Source organism: Streptomyces sp. NPDC050806, assembly GCF_055586425.1.
This window is the reverse complement of sequence record NZ_JBVJIF010000001.1, coordinates 1,080,657-1,105,851: the sequence shown is the minus strand read 5'-3', so window position 1 is coordinate 1,105,851 and position 25,195 is coordinate 1,080,657. Positions and strand designations below refer to the sequence as shown.

26 protein-coding genes and 3 pseudogenes are annotated in these 25,195 nt (G+C 68.9%); 10 read left to right on the top strand and 19 right to left on the bottom strand.

Annotation, left to right across the window (positions count from 1 at the left end):
* Nucleotides 1–44: 44 nt before the first annotated feature.
* Both ACZ6WH_RS04975 and ACZ6WH_RS04970 read left to right on the top strand, forming a co-directional pair.
* Entirely contained in the window at nucleotides 45–1,007 is a 963-nt protein-coding gene (locus ACZ6WH_RS04975) for a transposase (RefSeq protein ID WP_469726038.1), read from the top strand.
* Nucleotides 1,008–1,386: 379 nt separating this feature from the next.
* A complete protein-coding gene (locus tag ACZ6WH_RS04970; protein WP_469726036.1) occupies nucleotides 1,387–2,499 on the top strand; it encodes a SagB/ThcOx family dehydrogenase in 1,113 nt (370 codons plus the stop codon).
* A gap of 110 nt (nucleotides 2,500–2,609) precedes the next feature.
* Here the strand turns inward: ACZ6WH_RS04970 and ACZ6WH_RS04965 are convergent.
* The 6 genes and pseudogenes from ACZ6WH_RS04965 to ACZ6WH_RS04940 form a co-directional block, all read right to left on the bottom strand.
* Nucleotides 2,610–2,696 (bottom strand): annotated as a pseudogene (locus ACZ6WH_RS04965) (cold-shock protein); the annotation flags it as partial.
* Nucleotides 2,697–2,912: 216 nt separating this feature from the next.
* Nucleotides 2,913–3,608 carry a restriction endonuclease gene (locus ACZ6WH_RS04960; RefSeq protein ID WP_469726035.1) on the bottom strand — a complete coding sequence of 232 codons (696 nt, stop codon included), beginning with the start codon at nucleotides 3,606–3,608 and terminating at the stop codon, nucleotides 2,913–2,915.
* Between the two features lie 22 nt (nucleotides 3,609–3,630).
* Nucleotides 3,631–3,840: a hypothetical protein gene (locus tag ACZ6WH_RS04955; protein WP_361550730.1), complete on the bottom strand. Its 210-nt coding sequence runs from the start codon at nucleotides 3,838–3,840 to the stop codon at nucleotides 3,631–3,633.
* Between the two features lie 208 nt (nucleotides 3,841–4,048).
* Nucleotides 4,049–4,771, bottom strand: coding sequence for a class I SAM-dependent methyltransferase (locus tag ACZ6WH_RS04950; protein WP_469726033.1), 723 nt, complete (start codon nucleotides 4,769–4,771; stop codon nucleotides 4,049–4,051).
* Nucleotides 4,772–5,453: 682 nt separating this feature from the next.
* The gene (locus ACZ6WH_RS04945; protein WP_469726031.1) at nucleotides 5,454–7,487 is read right to left on the bottom strand and encodes an ATP-binding protein; all 2,034 of its coding nucleotides are present in this window, start codon (nucleotides 7,485–7,487) and stop codon (nucleotides 5,454–5,456) included.
* Between the two features lie 272 nt (nucleotides 7,488–7,759).
* Nucleotides 7,760–8,791, bottom strand: coding sequence for an alpha/beta fold hydrolase (locus ACZ6WH_RS04940; protein WP_469726029.1), 1,032 nt, complete (start codon nucleotides 8,789–8,791; stop codon nucleotides 7,760–7,762).
* Nucleotides 8,792–9,162: 371 nt separating this feature from the next.
* Here ACZ6WH_RS04940 and ACZ6WH_RS04935 point away from each other — a divergent pair, with 371 nt between their 5' ends.
* Nucleotides 9,163–9,759, top strand: coding sequence for a TetR/AcrR family transcriptional regulator (locus tag ACZ6WH_RS04935; protein WP_469726028.1), 597 nt, complete (start codon nucleotides 9,163–9,165; stop codon nucleotides 9,757–9,759).
* 128 nt (nucleotides 9,760–9,887) lie between these two features.
* Here the strand turns inward: ACZ6WH_RS04935 and ACZ6WH_RS04930 are convergent.
* From ACZ6WH_RS04930 to ACZ6WH_RS04920, 3 genes and pseudogenes are all read right to left on the bottom strand, one after another.
* Nucleotides 9,888–10,181: pseudogene (locus ACZ6WH_RS04930) on the bottom strand (hypothetical protein); the annotation flags it as partial.
* A gap of 56 nt (nucleotides 10,182–10,237) precedes the next feature.
* A complete protein-coding gene (locus ACZ6WH_RS04925) occupies nucleotides 10,238–10,675 on the bottom strand; it encodes a recombinase family protein (RefSeq protein ID WP_469726026.1) in 438 nt (145 codons plus the stop codon).
* Between the two features lie 235 nt (nucleotides 10,676–10,910).
* Nucleotides 10,911–11,339: an ATP-binding protein gene (locus ACZ6WH_RS04920; protein WP_469726025.1), complete on the bottom strand. Its 429-nt coding sequence runs from the start codon at nucleotides 11,337–11,339 to the stop codon at nucleotides 10,911–10,913.
* Nucleotides 11,340–11,691: 352 nt separating this feature from the next.
* Between ACZ6WH_RS04920 and ACZ6WH_RS04915 the strand changes: the two genes are divergently transcribed.
* The 3 genes from ACZ6WH_RS04915 to ACZ6WH_RS04905 all read left to right on the top strand — a co-directional run bounded on the left by ACZ6WH_RS04915 (nucleotide 11,692) and on the right by ACZ6WH_RS04905 (nucleotide 13,727).
* Entirely contained in the window at nucleotides 11,692–12,558 is an 867-nt protein-coding gene (locus tag ACZ6WH_RS04915) for a helix-turn-helix domain-containing protein (RefSeq protein WP_432849462.1), read from the top strand.
* Nucleotides 12,555–12,806, top strand: a complete 252-nt coding sequence (locus tag ACZ6WH_RS04910) for a DUF397 domain-containing protein (RefSeq protein ID WP_432849464.1) — start codon at nucleotides 12,555–12,557, stop codon at nucleotides 12,804–12,806. The genes ACZ6WH_RS04915 and ACZ6WH_RS04910 overlap by 4 nt, the downstream gene beginning before the upstream one ends.
* A gap of 81 nt (nucleotides 12,807–12,887) precedes the next feature.
* On the top strand, nucleotides 12,888–13,727 hold the full coding sequence (locus ACZ6WH_RS04905) for an SAM-dependent methyltransferase (RefSeq protein ID WP_469726023.1): 840 nt from the start codon (nucleotides 12,888–12,890) through the stop codon (nucleotides 13,725–13,727).
* Nucleotides 13,728–13,940: 213 nt separating this feature from the next.
* On the opposite strand, the gene ACZ6WH_RS04900 is transcribed toward ACZ6WH_RS04905, so the two are convergent.
* Nucleotides 13,941–14,492 carry a helix-turn-helix domain-containing protein gene (locus ACZ6WH_RS04900; protein WP_469726021.1) on the bottom strand — a complete coding sequence of 184 codons (552 nt, stop codon included), beginning with the start codon at nucleotides 14,490–14,492 and terminating at the stop codon, nucleotides 13,941–13,943.
* Between the two features lie 102 nt (nucleotides 14,493–14,594).
* Between ACZ6WH_RS04900 and ACZ6WH_RS04895 the strand changes: the two genes are divergently transcribed.
* The 3 genes from ACZ6WH_RS04895 to ACZ6WH_RS04885 all read left to right on the top strand — a co-directional run bounded on the left by ACZ6WH_RS04895 (nucleotide 14,595) and on the right by ACZ6WH_RS04885 (nucleotide 17,566).
* Nucleotides 14,595–15,863, top strand: coding sequence for an MFS transporter (locus tag ACZ6WH_RS04895; protein WP_469726019.1), 1,269 nt, complete (start codon nucleotides 14,595–14,597; stop codon nucleotides 15,861–15,863).
* 510 nt (nucleotides 15,864–16,373) lie between these two features.
* Complete coding sequence (locus ACZ6WH_RS04890) at nucleotides 16,374–16,862, top strand: PLAT/LH2 domain-containing protein (protein WP_469726017.1); 489 nt, start codon at nucleotides 16,374–16,376, stop codon at nucleotides 16,860–16,862.
* A 356-nt stretch (nucleotides 16,863–17,218) separates the two neighbouring features.
* Nucleotides 17,219–17,566 carry a thioesterase family protein gene (locus ACZ6WH_RS04885; protein ID WP_469726016.1) on the top strand — a complete coding sequence of 116 codons (348 nt, stop codon included), beginning with the start codon at nucleotides 17,219–17,221 and terminating at the stop codon, nucleotides 17,564–17,566.
* Nucleotides 17,567–17,815: 249 nt separating this feature from the next.
* Here ACZ6WH_RS04885 and ACZ6WH_RS04880 read toward each other — a convergent pair whose 3' ends face one another.
* The 3 genes from ACZ6WH_RS04880 to ACZ6WH_RS04870 all read right to left on the bottom strand — a co-directional run bounded on the left by ACZ6WH_RS04880 (nucleotide 17,816) and on the right by ACZ6WH_RS04870 (nucleotide 21,120).
* Nucleotides 17,816–18,925, bottom strand: coding sequence for an aminotransferase class I/II-fold pyridoxal phosphate-dependent enzyme (locus tag ACZ6WH_RS04880; RefSeq protein ID WP_469726015.1), 1,110 nt, complete (start codon nucleotides 18,923–18,925; stop codon nucleotides 17,816–17,818).
* Nucleotides 18,926–19,634: 709 nt separating this feature from the next.
* Complete coding sequence (locus ACZ6WH_RS04875; protein WP_469726013.1) at nucleotides 19,635–20,516, bottom strand: ribosome-inactivating family protein; 882 nt, start codon at nucleotides 20,514–20,516, stop codon at nucleotides 19,635–19,637.
* Between the two features lie 85 nt (nucleotides 20,517–20,601).
* Nucleotides 20,602–21,120, bottom strand: coding sequence for a hypothetical protein (locus ACZ6WH_RS04870; protein ID WP_469726012.1), 519 nt, complete (start codon nucleotides 21,118–21,120; stop codon nucleotides 20,602–20,604).
* Nucleotides 21,121–21,632: 512 nt separating this feature from the next.
* Here ACZ6WH_RS04870 and ACZ6WH_RS04865 point away from each other — a divergent pair.
* A complete protein-coding gene (locus tag ACZ6WH_RS04865; RefSeq protein ID WP_469726011.1) occupies nucleotides 21,633–22,121 on the top strand; it encodes a transposase domain-containing protein in 489 nt (162 codons plus the stop codon).
* On the opposite strand, the pseudogene ACZ6WH_RS04860 reads toward ACZ6WH_RS04865, so the two are convergent.
* The 6 genes and pseudogenes from ACZ6WH_RS04860 to ACZ6WH_RS04835 all read right to left on the bottom strand — a co-directional run.
* Nucleotides 22,109–22,279, bottom strand: a pseudogene (locus ACZ6WH_RS04860) (IS982 family transposase); the annotation flags it as partial. The gene ACZ6WH_RS04865 and the pseudogene ACZ6WH_RS04860 sit on opposite strands and share 13 nt — an antisense overlap.
* A 169-nt stretch (nucleotides 22,280–22,448) precedes the next feature.
* Nucleotides 22,449–22,979: a hypothetical protein gene (locus tag ACZ6WH_RS04855; RefSeq protein WP_469726010.1), complete on the bottom strand. Its 531-nt coding sequence runs from the start codon at nucleotides 22,977–22,979 to the stop codon at nucleotides 22,449–22,451.
* 263 nt (nucleotides 22,980–23,242) lie between these two features.
* The gene (locus tag ACZ6WH_RS04850; RefSeq protein ID WP_469726008.1) at nucleotides 23,243–23,497 is read right to left on the bottom strand and encodes a helix-turn-helix domain-containing protein; all 255 of its coding nucleotides are present in this window, start codon (nucleotides 23,495–23,497) and stop codon (nucleotides 23,243–23,245) included.
* On the bottom strand, nucleotides 23,497–23,823 hold the full coding sequence (locus ACZ6WH_RS04845; RefSeq protein ID WP_469726006.1) for an AraC-like ligand-binding domain-containing protein: 327 nt from the start codon (nucleotides 23,821–23,823) through the stop codon (nucleotides 23,497–23,499). Before ACZ6WH_RS04845 ends, ACZ6WH_RS04850 begins: the two co-directional genes overlap by 1 nt.
* A gap of 2 nt (nucleotides 23,824–23,825) precedes the next feature.
* Nucleotides 23,826–24,119: a hypothetical protein gene (locus tag ACZ6WH_RS04840; protein WP_469726005.1), complete on the bottom strand. Its 294-nt coding sequence runs from the start codon at nucleotides 24,117–24,119 to the stop codon at nucleotides 23,826–23,828.
* 464 nt (nucleotides 24,120–24,583) lie between these two features.
* Nucleotides 24,584–24,787 (bottom strand): cold-shock protein, encoded by a 204-nt coding sequence (locus ACZ6WH_RS04835; protein ID WP_361550724.1) that lies wholly within the window; start codon nucleotides 24,785–24,787, stop codon nucleotides 24,584–24,586.
* Nucleotides 24,788–25,195: the final 408 nt, after the last annotated feature.

Sequence of the window (25,195 nt, the reverse complement as noted above, 5' to 3'; positions counted from 1 at the left end):
CCCCGTCGACCTTCTCACGGGTGGGGATTGGCGGTGGGGCGGCGATGGCAGCCGGCGATCACCACAAGCGTGATGACAAGCCCACTCAGGCAACCACTGAGGAGACCCGGCACCGGGCGACTCCAAGCAGGCCCGGCCCGGCGCACGACCCGGCGCACGACCCATACGACGATCCGCCCGTCTCCCGACTGGCAGCAAGACCGGCCCCTCGGATGAACCTCCGGCCGACCCGATCCAACCCAGTGCTACCCACGACCCGGACCGGACCGAGGTTCTGGCCGCCACCGGGAACTCCCGCTCGTGCACTGCCCGCCCCGGAACGAGAGCAACCCGGAACACCGGGCAAGCACGCCAATGCGGCGCGCCAGAAAGACCGAGGCCCTGCTGATCGGCGCGAGCGACGGTCCCACCTGGGGCTGCGCGCCGTGCTACTGGCCGTGGCGGTCGGCGCACCACACACCGCGCCACACCGAAGCCGTACAGAAGGACAGAAGGACAGAAGGACAGAAGGACAGAAACACCAAACCGGTCCACGAGCCTTTGGAAAGCTCTGTGAACCGGTCACTCCCGCCAGCGTCCAAGACAGCCACGCGGCGCGTGACCTCCTCTTCCGGCTCCGTCTGTTGCATCCCGACATCACGCCGGTCTGGGCCGGCTCCACCTGTGGCGGGGAGCTGATCACGTGGGCCAAGGACCGTCTCCATCTCACCCTCAAGACCGTTAACCGGCCCAGGACGAAGGGGTTTGTGCTGCTGACCAAGAGGTGGGTGGTGGAAAGATCCATTTCGTGGCTGATGAGATCCCGCCGCAACTGCCTGGATTACGAGCGTCTGCCTCAGCATGCCGAGGCGCACCTGGCCTGGAGCGTCATGGCCTTGATGACACATCGCCTGACGAACCCCATGGCCACCTGGCGTGAGCCGAAGGCCCCACCAGCCGCGTCAGCGGCACCGCTGCGGTTCCGTTTGAACGCGAGGACAATCCGCCTCGCTCCCGCGCCCCTGTGACCAATCCTGCGGGGTGCCTATGTGGCCTCACCTCAGGCGATGCTCGACGCGGACTGCGACTTCGCAACTTGCAGCGAGGGTGCGTACGGCCGGACGAGTGATTCGGCACCGCCTCTGAGTGTCAGCAGCACGAGCGGGCACGTGTATGACCGAATTCGGATGCTTTGTTCGAATTCGGTCGAATCTCCTGAGGAGGTGACAGTCATGCGCAAGATCACGATGAACGCACAGGCAGCTGCTCGCACGGACCGTCGGGCCGGGTACTACCTCTCGCAGTTCCGCAGCTACGGCTCGAAGTGAGCCCACGGGGGCGGCGGAGGCTACGAGCCTCCGCTGTCTCCTCGAGCCCTGCCCGTCATGTTCCGCTGCTGGAGTTGTCGTGCGCTTTCGTCGTTCCCACTGCCTGACCTGCTACTGGCACCAGGGTGCATTCGTCGTCCATCCCTACCCGCAGGGGACGCCGACCTCGCTGCACCCCGTGGCCGCCGAGATCCTCTCCGTCTTCGAGGACTGGACCACGGCTGACGAGGCAGCCAAAACCCTCGACCACCTCGCACCCGAAACCGTCGAGGAAGCCGTATCCGCCCTCTCCGGCGCCGGCGCGCTGCTGGCCGAGGACACCCCGTCCGCCGCCCAGGACGAGGACATCGCCCGGCACTGGGGTGCATGGGCACCGGAGGCGTCCTTTTTCCACTACGCCACCCAGGGCGACTACACCGACACCGGTATCAACACCGGGGACACCGACATGGTGCCGGACACGGCAGCGATGCCGGCGCTTTTCACCGGCTACCCGGACGCCCAACGGCTGCTGCTGCCCCGCCGCCGCGCCGACCTGAGCGCTCCCTACGAGACGGTGCTCTACGACCGCCGGACGCACCGGGACTTCACCGACGCCCCAGTGTCACTGACCACCCTGGCCACACTGCTGTCCACAGTTTTCGGGCCGGTGGACTTCATCGACAGCGGCCACGGCGCGGTCTTCCGCCGCACCAGTCCTTCCGGCGGCTCCCGGCAGGAACTCGACGCCTACCTCGGCGCGCTCAACGTCGACGGCCTCGCTCCCGGCTGGTACCACTACAACAGCCTGCAGCACTCCCTGGAACTGCTCACCGAAGGGCTCACGTCACAGGAAGCGGCGCACCTGTGCGCCGACCAGGACTGGGCCGGCAACGCCGCCTTCCTGGTGGTGCTCGCCGCCCGGCTGGAGCGGATGAGCGTCAAGTACCACACCCCTCGCTGTTACCGGGTGTGCCTGCTCAACGCCGGACACCTGGGGCAGACCTTCGCCCTGACCGCCACCGCGCTCGGTCTCGGCCCGGCCCAGACCGGAGCCTTCCGCGACGCGGCCCTCGCCCAACGCTGCACGCTGGACAACACCGGACACACTCCGCTTTACGTCCTGGCGGCCGGTCACCCTCACCCCGAACCACGCGAAGCACCGCAGCCAGCCACCCTCGACGCCTTCAAGGACACACCGCTCCACACCTGAGGCGCGGCAGTGATCTTCCAGTCAGCTCCGGAAAGCCGTCCGTGTCAGAGGAAGGAGAGCGCACGGTGCCGAGCCGACTCGGAGTACGCCGTAGGCATTGGCCCCACCTGCGCAAAGACCTCCGGGCCCCTGCCGTCCTGCGCAGTGAAACCAAAGCTCTTTTCAGAGTTGAACCACTTCACGGTTCCGCTTGCCATGCTTGTGCCTCTCCATCGCTGTCGGGTCCGCACCGCGCGGCCCGGAGGTGATCGCCCTGTACGGCACCACACACCAGGACACCCGCGCCCGGAGCACCGGCAGAACCACGACAGCTGACGCTGACGTAGATGCCGAAACCGTCCACCATCAGAGAGCACCGACCTTCAGCCATCGACAACCACCGGCACCCACCCACGCGTTACGCCCTGCGATGTTCAGGACAGCGAGGTCGGCCTGCGTGGCGGCGGGACGGCGCGCAGCAGCTCCCACAACGGCTGGGAGCCGGCTGCCCACACGGCCAGGGTGTTCCGGTCCACCACATGGAGCCGCTGCTGCCGGGCGAACGTCACGGCCGGCGCGGTCACCCGGCCATTGGTCACGATCACCGCGATGTCGGCGCCGTGGACCTGACGGGCGGTGCCGTTGAGCACTTGCAGATCCGGCGTACCGACCGCGGAGCCGGCCAGCCCCTTGCTTCGGTGCTTGCACTGAATCACCCAACGCCGCCCGAAAGGATCGGTGGCCTTCACGTCCGCCCCCAGGTCACCCCCGCCGCCCACCCGGGCCGCGTCCCGGCAGCCATCCCGGAGCATCAGATCCCGCACCGCCTCCTCGAACCGGCTGTGATGCAGCGCATCCAACTGCGGCAAACCGAAGCGCAGCCCCTGTGCACGCACCGCCTCCCACCGGGCTCTTTGCTGCTGCTGGTAGATCCACACGCCGCCCGCCAGCGCCGCGAGAACGCCACCGAGGATGAGGATCCACCTGTGGAGCAGCAGCCAGTCGACCACGGCCCCCAGCAGCACCACCGCTACGGCCCCCGCCACGGCCAGGCCGGTCAGGTCGTTCTTGCGCCGCCGCCTGCCGGGCCGGGCGGGCCGCCGCCGCGCCGGCGAGCGCCTGGCCATCATCGCCGGTTCTCCAGGAGGGTGTTCACCGGCTGGCCTGAGAAATGCCGGAGGCCAGCTGGGTCAGCCCGTCCAGGATCCCCTGGCCCACAGCGGTAGGGGCAAGGACGATTCCCAAGGCAAGGACGATGGCGACGGTCAGCTTCTCATCGAACCGGCTACGCGCCTCCGTGCGGCGCCGCAGCCGCACGATGACGATGACGGCGAGCAGCACCGCCACATTGATCGTCAGCACCTGAATCCCCCTCAAGCCTCGCCAGCACCTGCCGCGTCACGGGCCGATAGCAGCACTACGACCTCTGGTGTAACGCGGCGCGGACGAGGAGATGGCCGCTTCCCGTCACAATGGCAAAAAGCCTCCCCTGGCTCGATCACTTCCAGCCGGGCGCAGCGTCGGATGGCTGCTTCGCCCGCTCCCAGCTCGGCGGCGGTTCAGGCGCGCCTCAGCAGAACGGGCGGAACTCCCTGAAGTCCAATGCCGGGCGCGGCTCGGGCAGCCGGTAGGCGCGGGTTCGAGGCCGACCACTCGCCGGGTCGGTCGTCCCGCCCACCAGAGCGTCCGGCATCGGGCGCCACCCCAGATTGGTCTCGAAGTACGCCGCGGCGGCCCCGACGGAGGGCCAGCAGACATCGTCGAGCAGCACGATGCCGCCGGGCCGGACGATCTCGCCCAGGAAGACGAGGTCGACGAAGACGTTGTGAAAGTGGTGGCTGCCGTCGACGAAGGCCGCGTCCGCGGCAAAACCCGTATCGACCAACCGGGGAAGGAACCGCTGCGACGGCTCGGTCACCAACTCAGCGACGCCGTCCAGGCCGGCGCTCCGCAGCAGCTCCCACCCCACACCGTCGTACGCCGTGTACTGGAACGGGTCGATCACCACGTGCCGTGGGGTCCGCGAACCGGCGCGCAGCAGTGCCTCGCCGATCGCCAGCGCCGAGCGCGCATAGGCCAGCCCGACCTCGACGACCGTGCCGACGCGTTCGTCCACCAGCAGGTCACGTACCTGATCACAGTCGCGCTCCGGCAACGTGACGGTGGCGAAGTCCGGAACGCCGTGCGGACTTCGCGGTGGTCCGTGCTCGGCGAGATCGCGGCGTACGGCGGCCACCCTCGCCAGCCAATCATCCTCGACTCCGTCTGGGTTTGCGTCTGCGTTCGAGCTCATCAATGCACGCTCCTTCGTCCGCTGCTCGATATTCCACGGTCTCCCGTACCTCATCCGTACCTCATCCGCGCCTCCGTGACAGCGGCCAGAGAGGGCCCCACGCTCACCGGTGCCGGGCCGAGACGGCCCGCGAGGCGGCACGGCGTGTGCGACGCCGTACGCCGGATCGGCTGCTCGGCGACTCGACGGCGACGCCGTGCGCTGGCGGGGCCCCCGGCGCCATAGCTCATCCAGGCTCGAAGCGGCTGGCGATGTGGTCAGCCAGGACGGAGACCGGAACGGACCCGTCGATCACAACGGTGTCGAGACCGTGGGTCAGGGCCTGCCTCCGGACTTCCTCGTCCCAGAGCGCGTCGCGGAGCAGACGTTTGGCCAGTGCACTCGCCGGCGGCTCAGTGCCCCAGGTGGCACGGGCACAAGCGGGGTCCGCGTAACGGGTTGCGAGTGCGTTCCTCACGGGTTGCGAGTGCATTCTTCTCCGAAGTAGTTGGGAGAGAGGGCCACTGTCGTTCGACTGTACTTCGCCACTCCCTCGGAGAGAGCGGGGCGGCGCCCCTCCCACCCCGGCCACGTCGCGGCGCTTCTCGCGCCGCACCTGAGCGGCGCACCTCAGCGGCGCACCCGCTGAAGAAGGCGTCTTCCCCAGGCGCAGCGGGCCCAGCCGCACCGGGCCCGGCTCCTCTCAGCCCTCGACGTACTTCAACGCGCGCGCCAGGCTCCGGGCGGGGTCCCCGGCGCGGCCCTGGTCGAAGGCCTGCTCATAGTGGTGGTCGCCTGCCGCCGCGCGGGCTGCGCGCTCGCATTGGTCGCGCATCGCGCCGAGTTCCGGCATTCCGCGCTGCGGATGGCCGGTGGAACGCCAGAACGCCTCACCCGTACCGGAGACGAACGCCGCCTCCTCCCCCCTGCCCTGCGCGGCCAAGGCAGCGGCGAGCAGATCCAGGCCCAACGCCACGCCGAAGCTGTCGCCCAGGCCCCGCTTGCCGACCAGCATCGCCCGGGCGTGGTCGGACGCCTCCCCGGGCTCGTCCTGGAGCAGGGCGATGAGGGCCAGTTGGTAACTCAGGTAGGCGCGCGTCCAGAACTCACCTCCTTCCACGCAGCGTTGTCTCAAGGAATGGGCCAGGTCCTGTGCTGCTGCGAGTTCACCCGTGCCGGTCAGGGCGAAGACCGATACCAGACGGCAGCGGAACCAGGCCCCCGAGGCCCCCTCGCGATCCACCCCGCCCGCCGCCGCCCTATCCGCTGCTCCGTCCGCGAGCGCCGCCGCGTCCCCGGGGCGGCCGGTGAGCAGTGCGAGCAATCCGGCGAGGTAGGCGGCGTCCAGGCGGTCCTCCTCGCCGCCGTGTCGGAAGGCATGGGCCGTGCAGCGTGCACTGACCCGCTCCGCCTCCGCGTACTCCCCCTGCAAGGTGAGGGCCACGCCCAGGGACCACAGGGCACTCGCGTAGTGCGGACCCGGCGTCTCGCAGCGGGTCAGGGCCTGTTCGAGGTAGGTGCGCGCGCTGTGCAGATGTCCGCAGCACACCCAGAAGAAACCCACCGAGCCGATCAGTTCGACCGCACGGTCCGGATCGGTGGCCAGCAGGTGTTCCATGGCCGCGCACAGGTCGCTGTGCGACTCGGCGAGGCGGGCGTACCAGTGCAGCTGGCGGGCGCTGAACCAGTCGGCGCGGGCCTGCCCCGCCAGGCGCAGGCACCATCGGGCGTGGCGGTCGGCCGCCGCAGCCTCCTCGCCCAGTTCGTGCAGCCAGGCGGCGCCGTACTCCCGGATCGTCTCCAGCATGCGGTAACGGTCGCCGCTGCGCTGCACCACCGACTGTTCCACCAGCGCCTGCAGGGCTGCGGCGATGTGCTGCTCCCCCAGCGGCCCATCCGCGCAGACCCCGATCGCCGCCGCCAGGTCAAAGCCCTCGCAGAGGACCGACAGGCGGGCCCACAGCAGGCGCTCCAAGGGGCGGCACAGTTCATGGCTCCAGCCCACCGTCGTACGCAGCGTCTGCTGACGTGGCGGCCAGGCGTGTTCGCTGCTCTCCAGCGTCTCGAAGCGGGAGGCCAGCCTGGACCTCACGCCGTCCAGGCCGTGCTGGGGCACCTGCGCCGCGGCCAGCTCCAGGGCCAGAGGGATGCCTTCCAAGCGGTGGCAGATGCCCAGGGCAGCCGCCTCCTCCGCCGGTTCCAGCGAGCGCCGGCCGCCCGTCATCCGGTCGGCGAACAGCCGCAGGGCCTCGGGACCGTCCGCTGCAAAGGGCTCCAGGGGCAACACCTCCTCCGCCCTCATCCGCATGGCCTGTCTACTGGTGGCCAGGACGGTGAGGTCACAGACGGTGGTAAGCAAGTCCGCGACAAGTTCGATGCACGCGCCGATGAGGTGCTCGCAGCCGTCCAGGACCAGCAGCAGGCGCTTGCCGGCCAGCCATTCGCACAGCGAGTCGATCGGCATACGGGGAGTGTGGTCGGACAGGTCCACGGCGTCCGCGACGACACTGACCAGGAGCCGGTCCGTCTGCAGCATCGACAGATCCGCCCACCACACTCCATCGGGGAATTCCTCGGCCACCTGCCGGGCCGCACGCAGCGCCAACCGCGACTTGCCCACGCCTCCCATCCCCGTGATCGTGGTCAGCCTCCCGGCCCCGACCAGGCCCCGCACAAGGGCCAACTCCCTGTCACGGCCGACGAAAGTGCTGTGCTCCTCGGGCAGGAATCCGCGCATCCGCACAGTCTGCCCTCACACCTCTCCACTCCCGCACACGACCACCCACGCACAGCCCGGCCAGGGTGCAGTGACGGCCGTCGCACGCCTACGCCTACGTCGACGACCACGGCCTTACGGCCCCTCCACCCCGTTCTCCGCCCCGGTCGGCGCCCCACACTCCCTCCCCTGCCAGACCACCCCGGTTTTCCCTCCAAAGAGCTACGCCCACTCCCGACCCCATCGCCGAACTCGCCTCGTAGCCGGACCGGCCGGCGCCACCACCACCTCGATCAGGAAGTCTGCGCGGTGAGGACCGAGGCCAGGTGCCGCGGATCTTCGGGGCCCAGGTGAGGGGCGTGCAGGGAACGCACGACAAAGGGGTTGCCGGGGGTCGCCGCATCCGCTTCGGCGATCATCCGGTCCTGCAGGGCGAGAGGGATGGCCCGGTCTTGGGTGTAGCGGACGTAGGTGCGCGGGATCCTGCCCCAGGCCGCCCGGTGGCCGCGAGCGTCGTCGGTGGAGACCGCGGCCGCCTCATCCGGCTCGAAGGTATTCAGTGCCGCCAGGAAGGCCGCGTCACTGTAGTCGGCGGCCAGCGCTGCCTTGGTCGCGGCGAGGAATTCGGGATCGGCCGAACGCCAGTTGGTACGGCTGACGCCCAACTCCTCGGGCACCTCCACACTGGGGATGCCAGGCAACTGCGACGAGGATCCCTCGGGTGTCAGGTAGCAGTCCAGAACGCTGCGCAGCCGGACGCAGCAGAACGCCGAGAGGTAGATAAGGCGCTCGATCAGTTCGGGCACCCGGTTGGCCACCTGGGTGATCGTGGCGCCGCCCATGCTGTGTCCCACGAGGATGACGGGACCGTTGCGGGCCGCGCGGCGGACCACGCGGACGACGTGCCGGGCGTTATCGGCGAGCGTCGTGGCGGACAGCACCGTCGAGGGAGCGGTGGCGAACGCCGCCAAGTCCTGCGGCGCCTGGTAGGAGGACGGGAAGTTGCCGCCCGGACCGTGACCGGGCAGGTCAACCGCCATCGCACGGTGGCCGTCTGCGGCCAGGGCGGTGACCAGAGGAGCAAACGAGGCGGCGTTGCCATTCGCGCCGTGCACGAGCACGAACGTCGGCTGCCCCCGGTCGTGCCCACCGGCTGCGGGCGAAGCGCCGCGGGTGCCCACCGTCCAGGCCCCCGAGGCCCCCGAGGCGCCCGAGGCAGCCGCCGCCAGAGCCCCCACCCCACCGGCGCCGGCCAGCGCCGCCGTATGCAGCACAGCACGCCGACCGGGCCGGTAGGCGAAGCGCCAACGCTTGAGCCGGTCCACGCGGTGCGGGCTGTTCGCAGGCTCAGACTCAGACACCGGCCCGCCTCCGCACCGCGTACCGAGCCGCCGCGCAGAGCAGCAGGATGAGACCTGCAGTCCCGAGCGCGATATCGGTCCACTGCGGCAGCCCGGCCGCACGCAGCAGACCCGCCACGCCGAAGCTGGTACCCCACCGTGCTTCGGTTACGGCCGACCCGAAACCCTGCACCGACAACAGCCCGCCCAACGCCCAAAGTCCACCCTGAACCGCGGAGTTCGATGGCTTATTTGACATGCACTCATCCCCCTGACGGTGGCTCACCACCAACCGATACAACTGTATCGGCAACGTACCACAAGGCCGATACACATGTATCGATTAGACTCCCTGCATGCCACACGCGCACCACGACAGCCGACGCCGCCACATCGCCCGCGCGGTCTTCGACCTGATCAGCGAACGCGGTATGGAAGGCGCCACCCTGCGCGAGGCCGCCACCCGAGCCGGCGTCTCCCTGGGCGCCGTCCAACGCTGCTTCTCCACCAAGGAGGAGATGGTCGTCTTTGTCATGGACCACATGAACCGCCAGGTCAGTCAGCGCATACGCGCCGCACTGCCGGACCCCGCCGACCCCGACGCGGCCATGGAGACGCTCGAGCACACCCTCGCCGGAATCCTGGCCCTCGACACGCCGAGCCAAGCCGAAACCCGAGTCTGGCTGGCCTTCGCCGCCCAGGCGGCCCACCACCCCCAACTGGCCGCGCTCCACCGCGAGCAGTACGCCGCTCTGACCGACCTCCTCACGCTCCTCCTCCGCACCGCCCTCGACCGCGGCCAGGCCCGCCCCGACCTCGACATCGACGCCGAAGCAGACGCACTGCTCACCCTCACCGACGGACTCAACGTCCAACTCCTCCTCGGACACCACACGCCCGACACCGCCCGCACCGCACTGACCAGGCGAATCAACACCCTCCGGCCCCACTGAAAAACCAACAGCCGACCCCGCCTGGTCGCGGTAGCGGCGGAGTGGCCCCGGTTGGGGGCAGGAGTGAGCATTGGCCCTACCCGTTGGTCCCCACACGCCATGGCCTTGTCCTTGCCGACGGGTGAAGGTCAACGCGGCAATGGGGGCTTCGCCTCAGTGTGCGCCAGTCGCCTAACGGTCTTCAGGGCGCCAGTAAGGAGGGCGGCCCAGGTACCGGGCGAGATGCGAATCGGCGGTGTGAACCCTTGAATGCGCCGGTGGGCGACGGTCCCCGGCTCGGTGTACTTGAGAATGCCGTCGGCTCCGTGACGGCGACCGAGCCCGGAGTCGCCCATGCCGCCCATGCCGCCCATCAGCGCGTCGACGCTTCCCCAAGCAGCGGCGACGGCCTCATCGACGTTGCCGGTGCAAGCGGGCAGGCGTACAGGCGGGCAGGCGTGCAGCGACGGCTCGGCCTGCCGGTGAGTGGCGGCTGCTGTTACCGAGCGGGTGAATTGGAGGTCTGGGCATCGCCGGGCGGCATCACCGGGCTTTTGTCGCTCCTCGATGGCGAGTTCGATGACAAGGGCGGCCAGGTGTATCGGACGCGCACGCCTCGGTCGCGGAGCCAGGCGGTCTCGCGGTGCCGGAGTTCGTGCGCAGACTCCGGAGCGATGGCGCTGGGCCAGCGGACAAGTACCGCGGTGACGTCGCCTGTCTGTACCAGCTGTCTCACTCGCCGCCAGCCTCGGCGCTGCACCGGGTCGGGCTCACCGTAGGTGTCGGTGACGATCTCGGCGATCTTCAATCCGCGCTCTTGGGCGAAGGCGTGGCCTTCGGTTCGCGCGTATTGCGTGGCCGTCCCGTTCGCGCCCTTGGCTCGTTCGGCACATACGTACAGCACGACGGGAGGAGTGGTTTCGCCGTGGGGGGTCATGGGCGCCTTCCTCTGAGGGGGTCGAGGGGCCTCTGGTCTCTTGTCTGGTAAAGCGGGGGCTCTTGTCTGGTGAAGGGGACGTTGCTGGGCTGGCTGAGCAGTGCCGACTGCAGTCTTTGCCGTTGACGGGTGGGGAACATTTGTACGCAACAGGCCGGGTGCGTTCGTCTTACGTCTAGGCCGAGGCTGCTGGGGCGGCGGGCCCCGCATGCGGTGCTCGCCAGCCCGCAGGCCGTCAGGGTTGCGTCGTCAGCTCTGCCCAGATGACCTTGCCCGCGGTCCGCGTTGAGCGCGTGGAGCCCCAGCGGTCTGTGAGTTGCTCAACGAGGAACAGGCCTCGCCCGCTCTCCTCGCAGGGGCCGGCGCGGTGCGGGGGAAGGCGGACCGGGACCGGATCACGGCCGTCGTCGTGGAACTCGATGCGCAGGATTCGCTCGTCGCCGGTGAAGGTGAGGGTGAGGCCGCACAGGACATGAGCGCTGTCGGTGTGGAGTACGGCGTTCGTGGTCAGCTCGGAGACCATCAGTACCGCGTCGCTGCAGGTTTCGCCGGACACCCGCCAGGCGTGCAGCCGGTCGCGCACGGTGTCGCGGGCCAATCTGGCGCTGGTGCGCAGGGCGGGCAGGCCGAACCAGTACTCCCACCGCGGCACGGTCGTGGCCAACGCGGGAGTCCGGGTCCGTACTGAGGGCGTGGACAGAGTCACAGATGTCGCCTTCCATGCCTTCCGCGGGCAGGCGCGGTGGGGGGTGCGGGCTGCAGCTGGCGCGGCGAGCGGCGTATGCCCAGGCAGGCGCCCTGCGGTGGGGCGTCGGCGAGGCGTCAGCATTCCGCGTCCTGTCCGGACCGGATGCCGCGTCGGGGCTGTGCTGTCACCGCTCACATGCCGACTATGCGCGTGATCACCTCACCCTGCAAGCGACTCTCTGATAATTTCAGCACGCGGGTATCACTCTGGCATCGTCATCAAGTCACTGCAAGAATGGTGTCGTTAACGAGCTCCTGGGAGGTTGGGTGTGAGCGAAGCCCGTTCCGGCACCAGCGCACCGACAGTCCTGCGCATGGTCCTCGGCCGCCGGCTGCAGGACAGGCGGCTCGGCGCCGGCGCCTCGCTGGAAGACGCGGCAAAAGCACTGCGGGTGAAGACCCTGACGATCCGCCGGCTGGAAAAGGCCGAGGTCGCGCTGAAGCCTCTCTACGTAGAGAAGCTCCTGGAGACCTACGGCGCGGACCGCCGGGAGATCGACGAGTTCGTCGAGCTGGCCGAGCAGGCCAACGAGCCCGGCTGGTGGCACTCCTACCGCGATGCCGTCCCCAGCTGGTTCACCGCCTTCGTCAGCCTGGAGACCGACGCCAAGACCCTGCGCACCTACGACCCCCAGTACATAACCGGCCTTCTGCAGACTCCCGGTTACGCCCGTGCCGTGCTGCGCGGCGGGCTGCCGAACGGCAGCGAGGAGGAACTCACGCGCCGCGTGGAACTGCGGCTGCGTCGCCAGAGCCTGCTGGAACGGCAGGATGCCCCCACATTGTGGGTGGTCATGGAGGAAGCCGTCCTGCACCGACAGGTGGGCAGTCCTGAGGTGATGCGGGAGCAGATCGAGCGGCTCCTGGACGTGTCCGAGCTCGCGCACATCAGCGTCGACATCGTGCCCTTCACCGCGGGGGCACACGTCGGAGCATGCGCCCCGTTCACGTATTTCCGGTTCGAGGAACCGGAGCTGCCCGACATCGTGTACAGCGAACTCCTGTCGGCCGCCGTATACCTGGACCAGCGCGCGGACGTGGTCGCCCATCTGGAGGCGCATTCCCGTTTGGCGCTGCAGACGTCCTCCGAGGACAGCAGGAGGCTTTTGAACCGCATGCGCAAGGAGTACTCGTGACCGTCACCGACGAGGGCGTCTACAACGGAATGCCGGCCCGCGATCTCGGGGAACAGGGCTGGGAGCGTCCCTGGAGCGGGCCGACCGGCGGTCAGTGCGTCGAGACGAAGAAGCTCGCCGACGGCCGCGTGGCTGTACGGCAGTCCACCGACCCGGCCGGGCCGGCGCTGATCTACGCGCCGGAGGAGATCGCCGCATTCCTGCGGGGGGTCAAAGAGGGCCTGGCCGACCACTTGGCCGCCGGGTGAAGCGGCGGTCGGTACGAGGGACGACAACACCGGTCCGTGCCTGGCCTGCGGGCCGGCGGATACACGCATGAAAGGGCGAACATGACCAGCAGCCAGACCGGCCGGGATCTCGACACGAGCAGGGCGCATTCGGCCCGGATGTATGACTACTTCCTCGGAGGCAAGGACCACTTCGAGGTCGACAAGGAGGCGGCTCTGGTCGCCGCCAAGGCCCACCCCGGCCTGCCCGTGACCGCCCGCGAGAACCGGGCGTTCATGCACCGGGCCACCCGTGTACTGGCCCAGGAGCACGGCATCCGCCAGTGGCTCGACATCGGCACGGGCATCCCGACCGAGCCCAACCTGCATCAGGTCGCCCAGTCCGTCGCGGTCGACGCCCGCGTCGTGTACGCCGACAACGATCCCCTGGTCCTCAAGTACGCCGAACGCCTCATGCGCAGCACGACACAGGGACGCACAGCCTACATCGAAGCCGACGTCACCGACCCCGATGCGCTGATGAGCGCCGTGGAAGACTCCGAGGTCCTGGACTTCGACCAGCCCATCGCCCTCACCCTCAACGCGCTGATGCACTTCGTCACCGACCCGCATGACCCCTACGCCATCGTGCGCCGGCTACTCGACCCGCTCCCGGCGGGCAGCGCCCTCGCCATGAATCACTGCACGCCCGACTTCGACCCTGTCACGTGGAACAACGTCGCGGAGGCCTACCGAAACTCCGGCACTTCGGTGCAGTTTCGCTCGCACAGCGACGTCCGCCGATTCTTCGACGGGCTCGACCTGATCGACCCGGGGATCTGCTGCTGCCACCGCTGGCGGCCCACCAGCCCCGCCGACGGGACGGAGCCCGCGGACGCTGACATCAGCCTGCTGGCGGGCGTAGGCATCAAGCGGGCGCAGCCTCGGGCGATGGGTTCGTGACGTCCTCCAGAAGGTAGGCCTTCGTCCGCCAGGAGGTAGATCCGCTTCTGCCACTTCTGCCGCGGTGGGCGGCCGACGACCGCGACCGCGACGAGCGAGGCTTCGGAACCGAGCGAGGCTTCGGAACCGAGCGAGGCTTCGGTACCGAGAGAGGCTTCGGCATCGGTGGGCGCGAGGGCGCGCATGTGGCCTACCGGGTAGGTGCACCAGGACCTATGCGGAGTCCGATGGCCGTGACGGCTCCTCACCGGTGCTGGTGCGCGGCTGCTCCCGCATGGGAAAGGCCATCAGGGTCACACCCACGGGAATCGTTCCGGCTGAGCGCGACGGGCGGGCGGCGTCGTGGAGTTCCGCCGCGATGTCGGCCAGCTTCCGTCGGGCTTCTTCCCAGGCTGCCGGCTCCACCCACAATTCGGCGTCGACCGTCACCCCCCTGCCGTCCGGATGCCGGCGTACGGCGCGGTCCTTGAGCGTGTGGGCCAAGGTGGCCCCCAGCAGCTGCGTCCCGTCGCTCCGGTCGGACAGCGGTGATCCGTGGACGGTGCGATAGCGGCGTTCCCGGCCCCCGCGGCGGGTGCGCTCCTCGGCGAGTTCGACCAGGCCGACGGCATCCAGACTGCGGAGGTGTCGACTGGCCAGGGCATGGGAGATGTCCAGCTCACGGGAGAGCTCTGCGGCGGACATGGGTCCGGGCCACATGAGCGTGAGCATCCGCAGCCGCACGGGATGGGCAAGGGCCCTCAGGACGGGATCTGTGTCGGTCACACCGGCAAGTAAAACGCATGCCACCATCACCAACACCTACCCCCAACGAAATGGTTGGGGGTAGGGTGCCGAAGCCTGCGGACGCAGCGGAGGGGGCTGGTTATGGCGGTGGGCCTGTTCACGGTGCTGCGGGACCGCAATGCCCGGCTCTATATGACGGGAGTGGTCGTCTCCGGCTTCGGCGACTCGGCCATGCTGCTGGCCGCCGGGGTCTGGGTGAAGGAGCTCACCGGTTCCAACAGCCTGGCCGCCTTGGTGAGTTTCTGCTCCTGGGCGCCTGCCTTGGCCGGACCGTTCCTCGGCACGCTGGCCGACCGCATGCGGCGCCGCACGCTCCTGATCGCCACGAGTCTGGCCCTGGCCGTGGTCATGACGGCACCGCTCGCGGTGCGTTCTGCGCAGGACGTCTGGCTGCTCTTCGCCGTGCTGGCCATGGTGGGTGCGGGAACCGTGCTCATGGACGCCGCCGAAACCGCGTTGATCGCATCAGCGGTTCCCGGCGAGCTGCGCGGGGATTTCAACGGCCTGGTCCGGACGGCGATCGAGAGCAACAAACTGCTCGGCCCCCTGATCGGTGCGGGCCTTTTCACCCTCCTCGGCGGCCCCACCGTCGCTCTGCTGAACGCCCTGTCCTTCCTCCTGGCCGCAGCCGCTTTCAGCCTGATCCGCGTACGTGAACCCCGCCTCGCGGACCGGCAACGGCAGCACTGGGCCGCCGAGACCGCGAAAGGCATCCGCTACTTGTGGCGGCATCCGATGCTGCGCTCCCTGGTGGTCGGGGCCGGCTGCGCCATGGCAGCATCGAGCCTCAGCAGCACGGCCACGTACGCACTCCTCGACGTCGGCCTGCACCAGCCCGCAGCATTCGCCGGCGTCCTCACCTCCGTCCAGGGAATCGGCTCAGTCATCGGCGGTTTGGCGGCCGGCGCGCTCCTGCGCCGCGTCCCGGCACGCGCCCTGTCGGCCATCGGCCTCACCGTCTTCGCCCTCGGAGCCCTGGTCCGGCTCACCGGCCTCGTCCCAGTAGTACTGGGCGGCAGCCTGCTCATCGGCCTGGGCCTGCCCTGGCCGCTCATCAGCGCGCTGACCACGGTTCAGAAGGAAACGCCGGACGAACTCCTCGGCCGGGTCGCGGCCACCGCGAACACCCTGGTCTTCGCCCCGACCGGCCTCGCCCTCCTCGCGGGCACAGCCATGATCGCCGTCTTCGACTACCGAGTGCAGCTTCTCGCGGCGGGCTCACTCGGCCTGGCAACAGCCCTGCTGCTGACGCTCACCGCCCGCGCCCCGCACCGACGCACTCCCGGCGAGCCGGGCGGCAACGGTCGACGGCGCGAAGCCAATGCCGAACAGCAAGCACGGAAGGGATGAGCGATGCCGGGCGACACGAACGAAGAGGACTTCCACATGCTCTCCCCCTCCCCCTCCCCTCTCCGCAGGTGACGGCTCTTCAGCAGTACACGTCCGCCGACCTGAACGACATCGCAGGTGACGAACCCGACCCGTTCGAGGTCTCCGCCTTGGCCTGACCTGGCGAGCCAAGGAGCACCATGTTGGCATCAGGGTGGCAGAGCGCCTGGTGGCGCATGCCGGGTGGATCGCGGTACCCGTCTCGGTCTACGACGCCAGGGTGGCGGTGGCAAGGCAGGTCTGGCCGACGTGATCGTTTCGCCCGAGTTCCGGAGTTCCGGAGTTCCGGGGACGCGGTCTGGCCAGGCTCGTCGTCCGGGCCTGCGCGAGCAGCTGGGCCACCCTCGGGAGTCACTCCGGTCCGGCCTGAAGGCGGCGCTGGCCGGATCGCGGCCTGGCAGCGCGATCACTCGCGCCCTAGCGTGCCGTTTGCCGTGCTCAGCTCATGGCCCTTTCTTTCCAGGAGGTCGCATGTCAGGGAACATCACGTACTCGATCAACATCGGTACAGCCGACGTCGACGACGCAGGTACCGATGCCGCGGTGAAGATCCAGCTGATCGGCGAGAAGGGCAAGAGCCCGGAGATACCGCTGGACAAGGCCGGCAACGACTTCGAGCGTAAGGACTTCGATGTCTACAAGGTGACCATCGACGACATCGGAGACTTAAAAAAGGTCCGCGTGTTCCACGACAACTCCGGCATCGCGCCCGGCTGGTGCATGGGCAGCCTCAGCATCGGCTGGCGCTCTGCCGATGACCGCCAATATCAGAACTGGTGGCCCGAACTCGGATGGGTGAAGGCCATGAGGTTCGCGCAACACGGGCCGCTCGGCGAGACGACCGTCCAGGGACTGTGGCTGGCCAGCGATGAGGGCGGTACCGACAAAACCCTGGACCTGCAGACCACCGGGGTGAAGAACAACATCGCCGCCTGGGGCGCCATCGGTCCCATCAGGTGATACCGCCGGCCGCCGCCTCCGACGCCCGGTAGGTCCATCGAGAGACCCGCTCACGGGACCACAGACGGGCCCTCGTCAGACCTGGTTGGTTCCCACAGGACCAACCAACCAACCGGGGCCCGTCGTCCTTCCCGTCCGTCCACGTACCCATCAACGAGCTGCGTCCGGGAAGGTCAGGAGGCGGTGGCCGCGCGTCCGGCCGACCACGCGGTAGAGTGCCGCGCGCCGCAGCGGAGCGAGCCGTCCGGGCGGCGCGCGTCATGCCAGGGGCGCCATGCCGCTTCGCGCTCCGACCGCACCGACCGCGTCGGCAGGTCCGTGAGCCGGGCACGCGGCCGCCGGGTTAGCGTGGTGCCATGCGCCATGAAGTGACCGACATCGATACCGCGGTGGCGGTGGGCAGCGGCGATGTGCCGGTGCTCGCCACGCCACGGCTCATCGCCTGGATGGAGGCGGCCACCGTGCAGGCCGCCGCGCCGTTCACCGGAACGGGTCAGACGACCGTGGGCACCGCGGTCCGTATCGAGCACACGCGTGCCACCCGGGTGGGCGGCAAGGTGGAGATCTTCACCGAACCGCCGGTGGCCCCGTCGGGACGGCGGCTGACGTTCCGCGTGCAGGCGGTCGACGACTCCGGCGACCTGGTCGCGTCGGGCGAGATCGACCGGGCGATCGTCGACCGGGAGCGGTTCCTCAGCCGGTGACGATTCCGGCGACGGTGCAAGCGACGCTTCCGGCGGCGAGGCTGATGACGATGGCCAGGACGCTGGTGCCCAAGTCGTAGGGCAGCTAGCGGTACACGCAGCGCCATCGCACGGATTCTGGGGCTGGACGCATCGGTGTCGGAGACCTGGCAGGTCTGCTCAGGTCGCCGGAGCTCGGCCCCGAGGGAAACGTACGACGGGAAACGGGGAGTTGGTTGCGAGGTCATAAGCGGGGAGTTGGTTGCGCGCTCATCGTTGCGTCTTGCTCGCTGGACCTTCGGGGTGTTCGGGGTGTTCGGGGAACGCAGGCAGGACCTCGACGAGCCGCTCGATCAGGGCAGGGTTGCTGAGGTTGATCCTGCCGCCGTGGGCCAGGCCGAATGCGCTGCCGGGGACGATGTCCACGCCGAGGTGGGCCAGTTCGCGGGGCAGGTCCAGCGTCTCGTCGCGGGCGGCGAGGTATGCGGCGAAGCACGCGCTGTGCGGAGCCAGCCGGATCGATGTGCTGCGGACTGCGTGAGTGAGCGTGTCCAGGTTCCGCTCGACGGTGCGCTGCGTTGTGTGCTGGTAGTCGGTGTCGCTCAAGGCCGCGCGGGCCGCCACGATGGCGATGCTCGCCAGTTCCGCCGGGGAGATCGTGCGTGCCAGGTGGTGTGCGTAGGCGCGGGGGGTGACCAGATAGCCGATCCGGAGGCCGGACAGGCCGTAGAACTTGGAGAAGCTGTGCAGGAACAGGGCATTGGCGTACGTGTTGACCAGTGGTGATCCGGACTGCTGGGGGTAGATGGAGTCTGCCTCGTCGATCACGAAGAGCGTATCGGGGCAGGCTGAGAGTAGTGTGCTGATCTCTTCGGCGGGCCACCGACGGCCGGTGACGGCGCTCGGGTTGGAGAAGATGACGAAGTCGAGGCCGTCCGCACGGACGAAGTCGATCATTTCGTCGATGGAGACGGCATACGGCCAGTCGTGGTGCCGCAGGCGGCTGATCCTGCCTCGGGCGCGTTCGGCGTAGAAGCGGAAGCCGGGCCAGTCCGGGAGCAGCAGCCCCATGTGGATGTCAGGACCGGCGAACACCTCGAAGGCGTACCGGATGGCCCCCGTCGCTCCGGATGTGAGCAGAACCTGGTCGATTCCCACACCGTGCGCGTCCCCCAGTTGTCGGCGCAGGGTTGTGTCCTGGGAGTTCCAGTGGTCGATCAGCAGGTCGGCAGAGGCTTCCCGGACCGCTTGGACGGCCTGGTACGACGCCAGGTAGTTCTCGCATCCGGCGAGGTTGCACCGGGTCCCGGGCTCGGTGCCGACGTCACGAAAGCGCGTGGGCATCCAGATCTCGGGCACCGAGAACGGCTCGATCACCATGGCCTCCGGCACGGGCGGAAGAGCGGCAAGGCGCACCCTTCTGTCTGAGAGGCCGCGACACCGCATCGTTTGCACATCCTTCACATGAGCTACCTCCCGCCGGCGGCGCCCATGTGCCCCGCTGAGCGGCTTCACCCCCATGCACGCATGCCCCCATGCGCGCATGCGCGCGACGCAGACCAGATGGCTCGGGCCGGCGACCGACACGGCGGAGGAGCCGACGGGAGGTCGCGGAGCATTCGCGAGCGCGGTTGGCCCTGGCGGTCGTCGTACGTGAGCTGCGAAGATGCTGCCGCCGTACGTGTGACGGCGTCGGTCGCCGACACCCGTACCAGCGACCGCACCGCCGGGACCAGAGCGGCTGGCGCATCCCTGGCCTGACGTCCGAGGACCACGTCACCGGCTGGCGGGCGCACCCGCCTCCCGTGCTGGACCGCCACCAAACCGTCCTGGACAACGCAGAAGACGGGCCGGTGGCTACACGTTCAGCCCTACGGTGCTGCCGCGCGCTCGCACCGGTCATTCGTAGGATCGGTGGGCCCGAGGTTTCCGGGTATGGCAGTGAGCTGGCTGTCGACGCGTCCATCGACGTCCCCGAGAACACCGGGGACGTCCGGCGCCAAGGCACTGGCGCAGTGGCGGCAGTGCCTCCCCCTCCGGCATGAGGTGGGTACGCCGCCGACCGTCCCCGGTGACCGGCTTCGCTACATCAGCGCTTCGCTGCTGGCTTGATCAGATACATACGGCGGGCCAGGTCCAGCGCGGTCAGCCACACCCGGGGGTCGCCGTTCCAGGGGAACTCGTGGCGTTGCCGCCACAAGGGGCCCAGGCCACTCCGGTCGGCCCCGTGCGCTTCCACGACGACTTCGGAGCGCTGGCCCCAGCTTTGGATCTCATCCGCGTGGTTGCCCACTACCCAGTCCTGCCCGCCGCGGATGTGCTGGGCTATCAGGCCGGGAATCACCTGAAAGCGCGCCCCTTCGGCCAGGCCCACGGCCAGTGTCTCGACATCCGGCCGCAGTCCCCAGCTGCTCGTGCTGGGGTCGTGGTCGAACAGGCGGCGTACGGCATCCTGCAGACGGCCCCGGCTGACATGGACACTGGGGAGGTCCTGGTAGGTGACGGGGAAGGGAAAGCGCGCCCTGGTCACGCCCTGGTACACCTCTCGCGGGATCATGTCGCTCCCGCCCTCGGTGAAGGTGTAGAGGGTCTGGCGGTTCCCGTGCTCCACGTAGAACCCCAGCAGATAGTTGTCGGACCGGCGGAAGAGCCCTCGGACCATGCCGCCGTCGATGTCGTCGCGCGCGGCGAGCCGTCCGATGTAGCTCGACTGGAAGGCTCTGGGGTCGGGGTTCCGGATCAGATAGCCGGACCCGGGCTGCCGGGAGGCGTCCTCCCCCAGCATCGCGTTGCGGACGCTGGCGACCGTGTGCGTGTAGAGGTTGGCGTACTCCTCGTCGCTTCCTACCGCCTGCGGCCGGGGCTGGGCCTGCGTCTGTGACCGAGCCTGCGTCTGTGTCTGGGCCTGCGGCGGGTGCTCTGCGCCGTTCTGGGCGACCGCACTTCCCGCACCGAGCGTACCCGCCAGCACGGAAACCACAACCACCGTACTGGTCAATCGCCGCCGCATTGAACGGCGTTCGGCCTCTCGCGCCATCTCTCCTGAGCCCCCCATGTCAGGCCCAGAACTCGAACTCGGCCCGCAGACAGCCCTTGGTGACCCGGCCCCCGTCGCTCCAGTAGAGGGCCTTGTACTCCATGCCCTTCTCCAGGTTCGCGCTGATCAGGGTCGAGCCGTACGCGCCGCAGTGGTCCTGGCCGCAGGCCCAGTCCCATGTGACGCGCCGGTTGTTCTGGTCCACGATCTCGATCCAGTCCCAGCCGTCGTACGGATCCCGCCCCGAGGGCGTCATCCACGTGACGCTGACCCCCTTCACGTGGGTCTGGTACCACCAGCCCTTGTACTGCGCCGGCGACACCTCGCTGATCAGGAAGTCGGTGTTGAGCTTGCCGGGCTCCGTCCCGGGGTCCCCGGGACCATCACGCTGGTCCATCGGCGGCTGCCAGTTCTCACGCGCCGAGTCGCCCGCCGGAACCGCCTGCACGGCAGCCGTCGTCGTCTCCTCCGAACCCTGCGACGCCGCGGTAGCCGTCCCCAGCGCCACCACCGACACGCTCGCCAGCACCCCGGCCATGACCGCGGCCCTCCCCCGGGACAGGTGCGCCCCGGCCCATAAGGAAGAGTTCGTTCCCTTGCCCCGCGTGCGGAACAACATGCTTACTTCACCTCGCCGTTGATCGGTGATCGATGCGCCGCAAACGCTAGGGATCGACGATCAACGTCCCTTTTACGATCGCTCAATGCACGACCTCACGCGAGCGATGTGTGAGGCGGACCCGTCCCGGGCGCCGGCAGGCGGCGGCCCCCTGCCGGCATGGCACCACAGCAACGGACAGCACCCGGACCCCGGCTTCCACCACTCGGCGCGACTTCAGCACGACTGCCGCGTGCCCACCCGGGCAGCTGCCCCGGTTGTCCAGCCCCGCCGTCCGCGCCCCGCTCCCTGCAGGGGAGGTCCTCACCCATGGGAGGCCTTCGTAGGCCAGCTACCTGTCACCAACGTCCCCGGACAGCACATCTAGGCGCAATGCCGTTGCTTCAGGTGTGGGCGTAGGCTGCTGGCACGGTGTCCCGGGGGTGGCGCCGGTGGCTGAGGGTGTGCCGGAGTTATCGGGTCTGGGACTGTTGACCTGGGTGTACCCGCCGGGTCTGGTCGATCGGGTGGTGGCTGCGTGCGGCCGGACCGAGCAACGCAGACGGCTGCTGCCCGCCCGGCTGGTGGTCTATTTCGTCCTCGGTCTGGCGCTGTTCTCGCCGGCGCCGTATCTGGAGGTGTTACGGCATCTGGTGGCGTGCTTGCGCGGGGCCGGCTTGTGGGGAGCTTGGCGGATGCCGGCCAAGTCTTCGCCGTTCAGGGCCCGGGGTCGGTTAGGGGCCGAGCCGCTGCGGGTGCTGTTCGCCGCCACAGCTCATCCGCTGGCCGAGGAATCAACGGCGGGCGCGTTCTGGCGAGGGCTGCGGCTGGTGGCCGTGGTCAGCCCCTGCTGGGACGCGGGCGACACGCCGGCGAACGAGCAGGCTTCCGGCCGCCCGGGCAACACTCGCGGCTCGTCCGATGCGGCTCAGTGGCCGTAAGCGATCAATGACCTGGTGATCGGTGTGCCGGCGTTGCAGTTGTGCCAGATCGCGCAGGTCATCGTCATGATCCGCTGGGTCACGCGGTCGCCGACGCCTTCGATGGTGCGGCCGCCGTGGTGGTCGAGGTCAGGTCGGCCCTTGAGGATGTCGTGGACCGGGCTGGTGTGCCTGTGGCCAGAACTGCTCGGCGCCGGGTCAGCGGGCAAGGGCCCGGGAGAGTTCCGGGCGGTGGGGCCGTGGACGAGCGGTGCACCAGTCCCAGTTGTTCCTGCCGCCCCGGCCTGTCTGGCCGGGGCGGCAGGAGCTACGTCTACCCGGTGTTCGTTACTGGGTCACGGTCAGGCTCACCGGGCCTGCGACGGAGGTCAGCCCTTCCGGGCTGAGGCAGGCGGTGACTTCGGTGTTGAGCAGTACCTTGGTCTGGACGACCGTAGCTCCGGTGAACAGGCCGGATTCCACCGTGCCCGTCAGGACCAGGACAGTGATTCCGTTGGGCTTGACGTTGATCGCACCGGTGCCTTTGACAGTGCTGGACTGCCCGGTGCTCCAGTGGTAGGTCATCGTGTTGGAGACGCTGCCCGCGAGGCAGCTCGCCGTGCCCTGGCCGCTGGCGGAGAAGGTGGCGCCGGCGATGCCGTGCCCGCTGAGATCGACGCAGCCGGATACGTTGCCGCGCGCCTGGAAGGTGACGCCGCGAGCCTCGTACGTGAGGCCCGGGCTGTAGGTGCCGACCTGGCTTCCCACCGGGCAGGTGATGTCGACCAGCGGTGCGGCCGATACGGGCTCGGCTCTGGCGGTCGAGGCCGGAACGGACACGCTTAGCAGGACCCCGAGGGCCACCAGTATGCCGCGCACTCGATGTGACACCAGTCAACTCCTCTGTCGCATAAGGACATTGTCGGATCGGTTTCTCGCCCTAACGCCCCGGCCCGAACCCCTTGGCCCCCAAGTGCCTCCCATCGAGTGAACGCATCCCAGCCACTGCGGGCGGCGTATTGGTCATGCCGCTCACACAGGGGCTATGAGCCATCCGAAACCGGGCCGGGGACTCGGCGAAGCGCTTCTTGTATGCCTTGACGAAATGGCTGCTGTCGGCGAAGTGCCAGCAAGCGGCGATTTCATACGGTCAGGCGTGTCGAGGCCAACTCTGCCCTGGCGCGTGCGAGACGGCGTTCGCGTACATATCCCATGACCGACGATGTGGCCCCTTGGCCGAATGCGCGGTAAAGGGTGCGGACGGACACGTTCAGCGCCGCCGCTATCCCCCGGGGGTTGAGGTCGGGGTCGGTGAGCAGCCGGGCCTCGATGTAGTCCATCGCCGCCCTGAGGAGCGCGGGTGCGACCTCCGCGCCGTCGACGACCTGGTCGTTCATCAGCCCTCTGAACAGTTCCAGAGTGGCGTTGCGGGCGGCACAGGCGGCGGCAGTGCTGAGTCCGTCGACAGTTCCGCCCAGAGGCGGAGCTGGGCGAGCAGAAGTGCCGCGGCGGCCGACGCCTGTTCTGTGGTGAACTCCCGCGTGTTCGCCGGGAAGCGGATCTCGCTCGCGGGAAGGACCAGGGTGATCGCCCGGGTGCCCCGGGCGATCTCGAAGTCCCACGGGTCCTCGTTCCTCCGCACACACAGCATCCCGGCTCCTGCGGTGGATCGCTGGTTCCCCGAGACGAAGCGCCACTCACCACTGAGCGTCACGCTCGTCACGATCAGGTCCTCGAGGCGCCCACCCGGGCCCCCGGTGCTCCCGCGACCGCGTCGCTGTACTGGTCCTCAAGGAAGAAGTCGAGCAAGTTCTGCTTGTAGATGCGAGCGCGGTACGTCCCTTCGCTGTGCCGCGGCAGCCGTAGAGGCGGGGCCGGCACCGACTCGCCCCCCTGACGCCGCCACTCCCGGAGCAGCACACGGTTCCGGTTCTCGTTCGCGTACGGCACGGTGACGTCGACCACGGGCGTGGAGGGGGCCCCGACCCGCCAGGAAGACACGCTGACTCCGGTTCTCATCCGGGCAAAGGTACTCATTCCCCTGGCCACCGCCCCGGCCAGGCCCACAATCCGCGGCCTTGGAGGGGCACGGAAGTACCACGCACGGGGCCGACTGGTACAAGCCGCCGGCGTCCCGGCCCTGTGAGCATGATCGGGCGCCTCCTCTCCTCCCCGGGACGAGCAGGTTCTTTTTCCCGGGACGAGCAGGCTTCGCCGAAACCTTCGGGTCCGGTTCCGACTGCCTGGGCGCCGATCTGCCTGTTCGAATTCGCTTCGCTCACCAACCGGAGTATTCGGTGTCCGAGTCCGTACTGACTCTCTTCGAGGGTCCCGTTGGCGCTCAGCCGCCGCACGACGCATCCGGAGCCGGTGCCCCTGCCCGCGTCAGCGAGCGACCGCGCGCCGGCCCCGGTCGGGGGAGAGCACAAACCGGTCTACGGGACTTTGGGAGCCCCGTAGACCGGTCCGCCCGTCGGGCAGGGTCAGGCGAGGGTGATGTTCTCCGCCTGGGGACCCTTCTGGCCCTGGGTGACCTCGAAGGTCACGGCCTGGCCCTCCTGCAGCTCACGGAAGCCGGTGGCGTTGATGTTGGAGTAGTGCGCGAAGACGTCCGGACCCCCGCCGTCCTGCGCGATGAAGCCGAAACCCTTTTCGGAGTTGAACCACTTCACGGTTCCGCTTGCCATGCCTGTGCCTCTCCATCGAAATCAGACCGCACCGTGCGGCCCGGAGGTGATCGCCCTGGTCCGGCACCACACAGCAAAACACCCACGCCACAGCGAGGGCAGGGACTGCGAACCACGACAGCTGCTGCCGACGCTACATCCCGAAACCGCCCACCACCAGAGAGCGACGATCTCCAGCCAACAGCAACGGTCATCACGCGCACCACACCCGGCGCCCCAGCCGCACGTCGTACGCGCACGAAAAACGCCGATGGTGTACCCGACCGCCGGATCGTGGGCGGTCACAGGCCGACGCCATACGACACAGGACGCGGGCGGCGCGAACAGTGGCCCGACGAGCGGGGAGCGGGCAGAACCTCCTCGCTATTTCGCAGGCGGCCCCGCGCCCTGGCGTCTTCGATTCGCAGG

What these genes read in the sequence shown, in the direction of transcription:
- ACZ6WH_RS04890 (WP_469726017.1), top strand. Translation starts at nt 16,374, where the DNA reads ATGTCAGGGAACATCACGTACTCGATCAACATCGGTACAGCCGACGTC.
- ACZ6WH_RS04895 (WP_469726019.1), top strand. Translation starts at nt 14,595, where the DNA reads ATGGCGGTGGGCCTGTTCACGGTGCTGCGGGACCGCAATGCCCGGCTC.
- ACZ6WH_RS04960 (WP_469726035.1), bottom strand. Translation starts at nt 3,608, where the DNA reads ATGATGGCCAGGCGCTCGCCGGCGCGGCGGCGGCCCGCCCGGCCCGGC.
- ACZ6WH_RS04975 (WP_469726038.1), top strand. Translation starts at nt 45, where the DNA reads ATGGCAGCCGGCGATCACCACAAGCGTGATGACAAGCCCACTCAGGCA.
- ACZ6WH_RS04835 (WP_361550724.1), bottom strand. Translation starts at nt 24,787, where the DNA reads ATGGCAAGCGGAACCGTGAAGTGGTTCAACTCCGAAAAGGGTTTCGGC.
- ACZ6WH_RS04905 (WP_469726023.1), top strand. Translation starts at nt 12,888, where the DNA reads ATGACCAGCAGCCAGACCGGCCGGGATCTCGACACGAGCAGGGCGCAT.
- ACZ6WH_RS04840 (WP_469726005.1), bottom strand. Translation starts at nt 24,119, where the DNA reads ATGAGAACCGGAGTCAGCGTGTCTTCCTGGCGGGTCGGGGCCCCCTCC.
- ACZ6WH_RS04850 (WP_469726008.1), bottom strand. Translation starts at nt 23,497, where the DNA reads ATGAACGACCAGGTCGTCGACGGCGCGGAGGTCGCACCCGCGCTCCTC.
- ACZ6WH_RS04935 (WP_469726028.1), top strand. Translation starts at nt 9,163, where the DNA reads ATGCCACACGCGCACCACGACAGCCGACGCCGCCACATCGCCCGCGCG.
- ACZ6WH_RS04945 (WP_469726031.1), bottom strand. Translation starts at nt 7,487, where the DNA reads ATGCGCGGATTCCTGCCCGAGGAGCACAGCACTTTCGTCGGCCGTGAC.
- ACZ6WH_RS04870 (WP_469726012.1), bottom strand. Translation starts at nt 21,120, where the DNA reads ATGGCCGGGGTGCTGGCGAGCGTGTCGGTGGTGGCGCTGGGGACGGCT.
- ACZ6WH_RS04880 (WP_469726015.1), bottom strand. Translation starts at nt 18,925, where the DNA reads ATGGTGATCGAGCCGTTCTCGGTGCCCGAGATCTGGATGCCCACGCGC.
- ACZ6WH_RS04950 (WP_469726033.1), bottom strand. Translation starts at nt 4,771, where the DNA reads ATGAGCTCGAACGCAGACGCAAACCCAGACGGAGTCGAGGATGATTGG.
- ACZ6WH_RS04925 (WP_469726026.1), bottom strand. Translation starts at nt 10,675, where the DNA reads ATGACCCCCCACGGCGAAACCACTCCTCCCGTCGTGCTGTACGTATGT.
- ACZ6WH_RS04885 (WP_469726016.1), top strand. Translation starts at nt 17,219, where the DNA reads ATGCGCCATGAAGTGACCGACATCGATACCGCGGTGGCGGTGGGCAGC.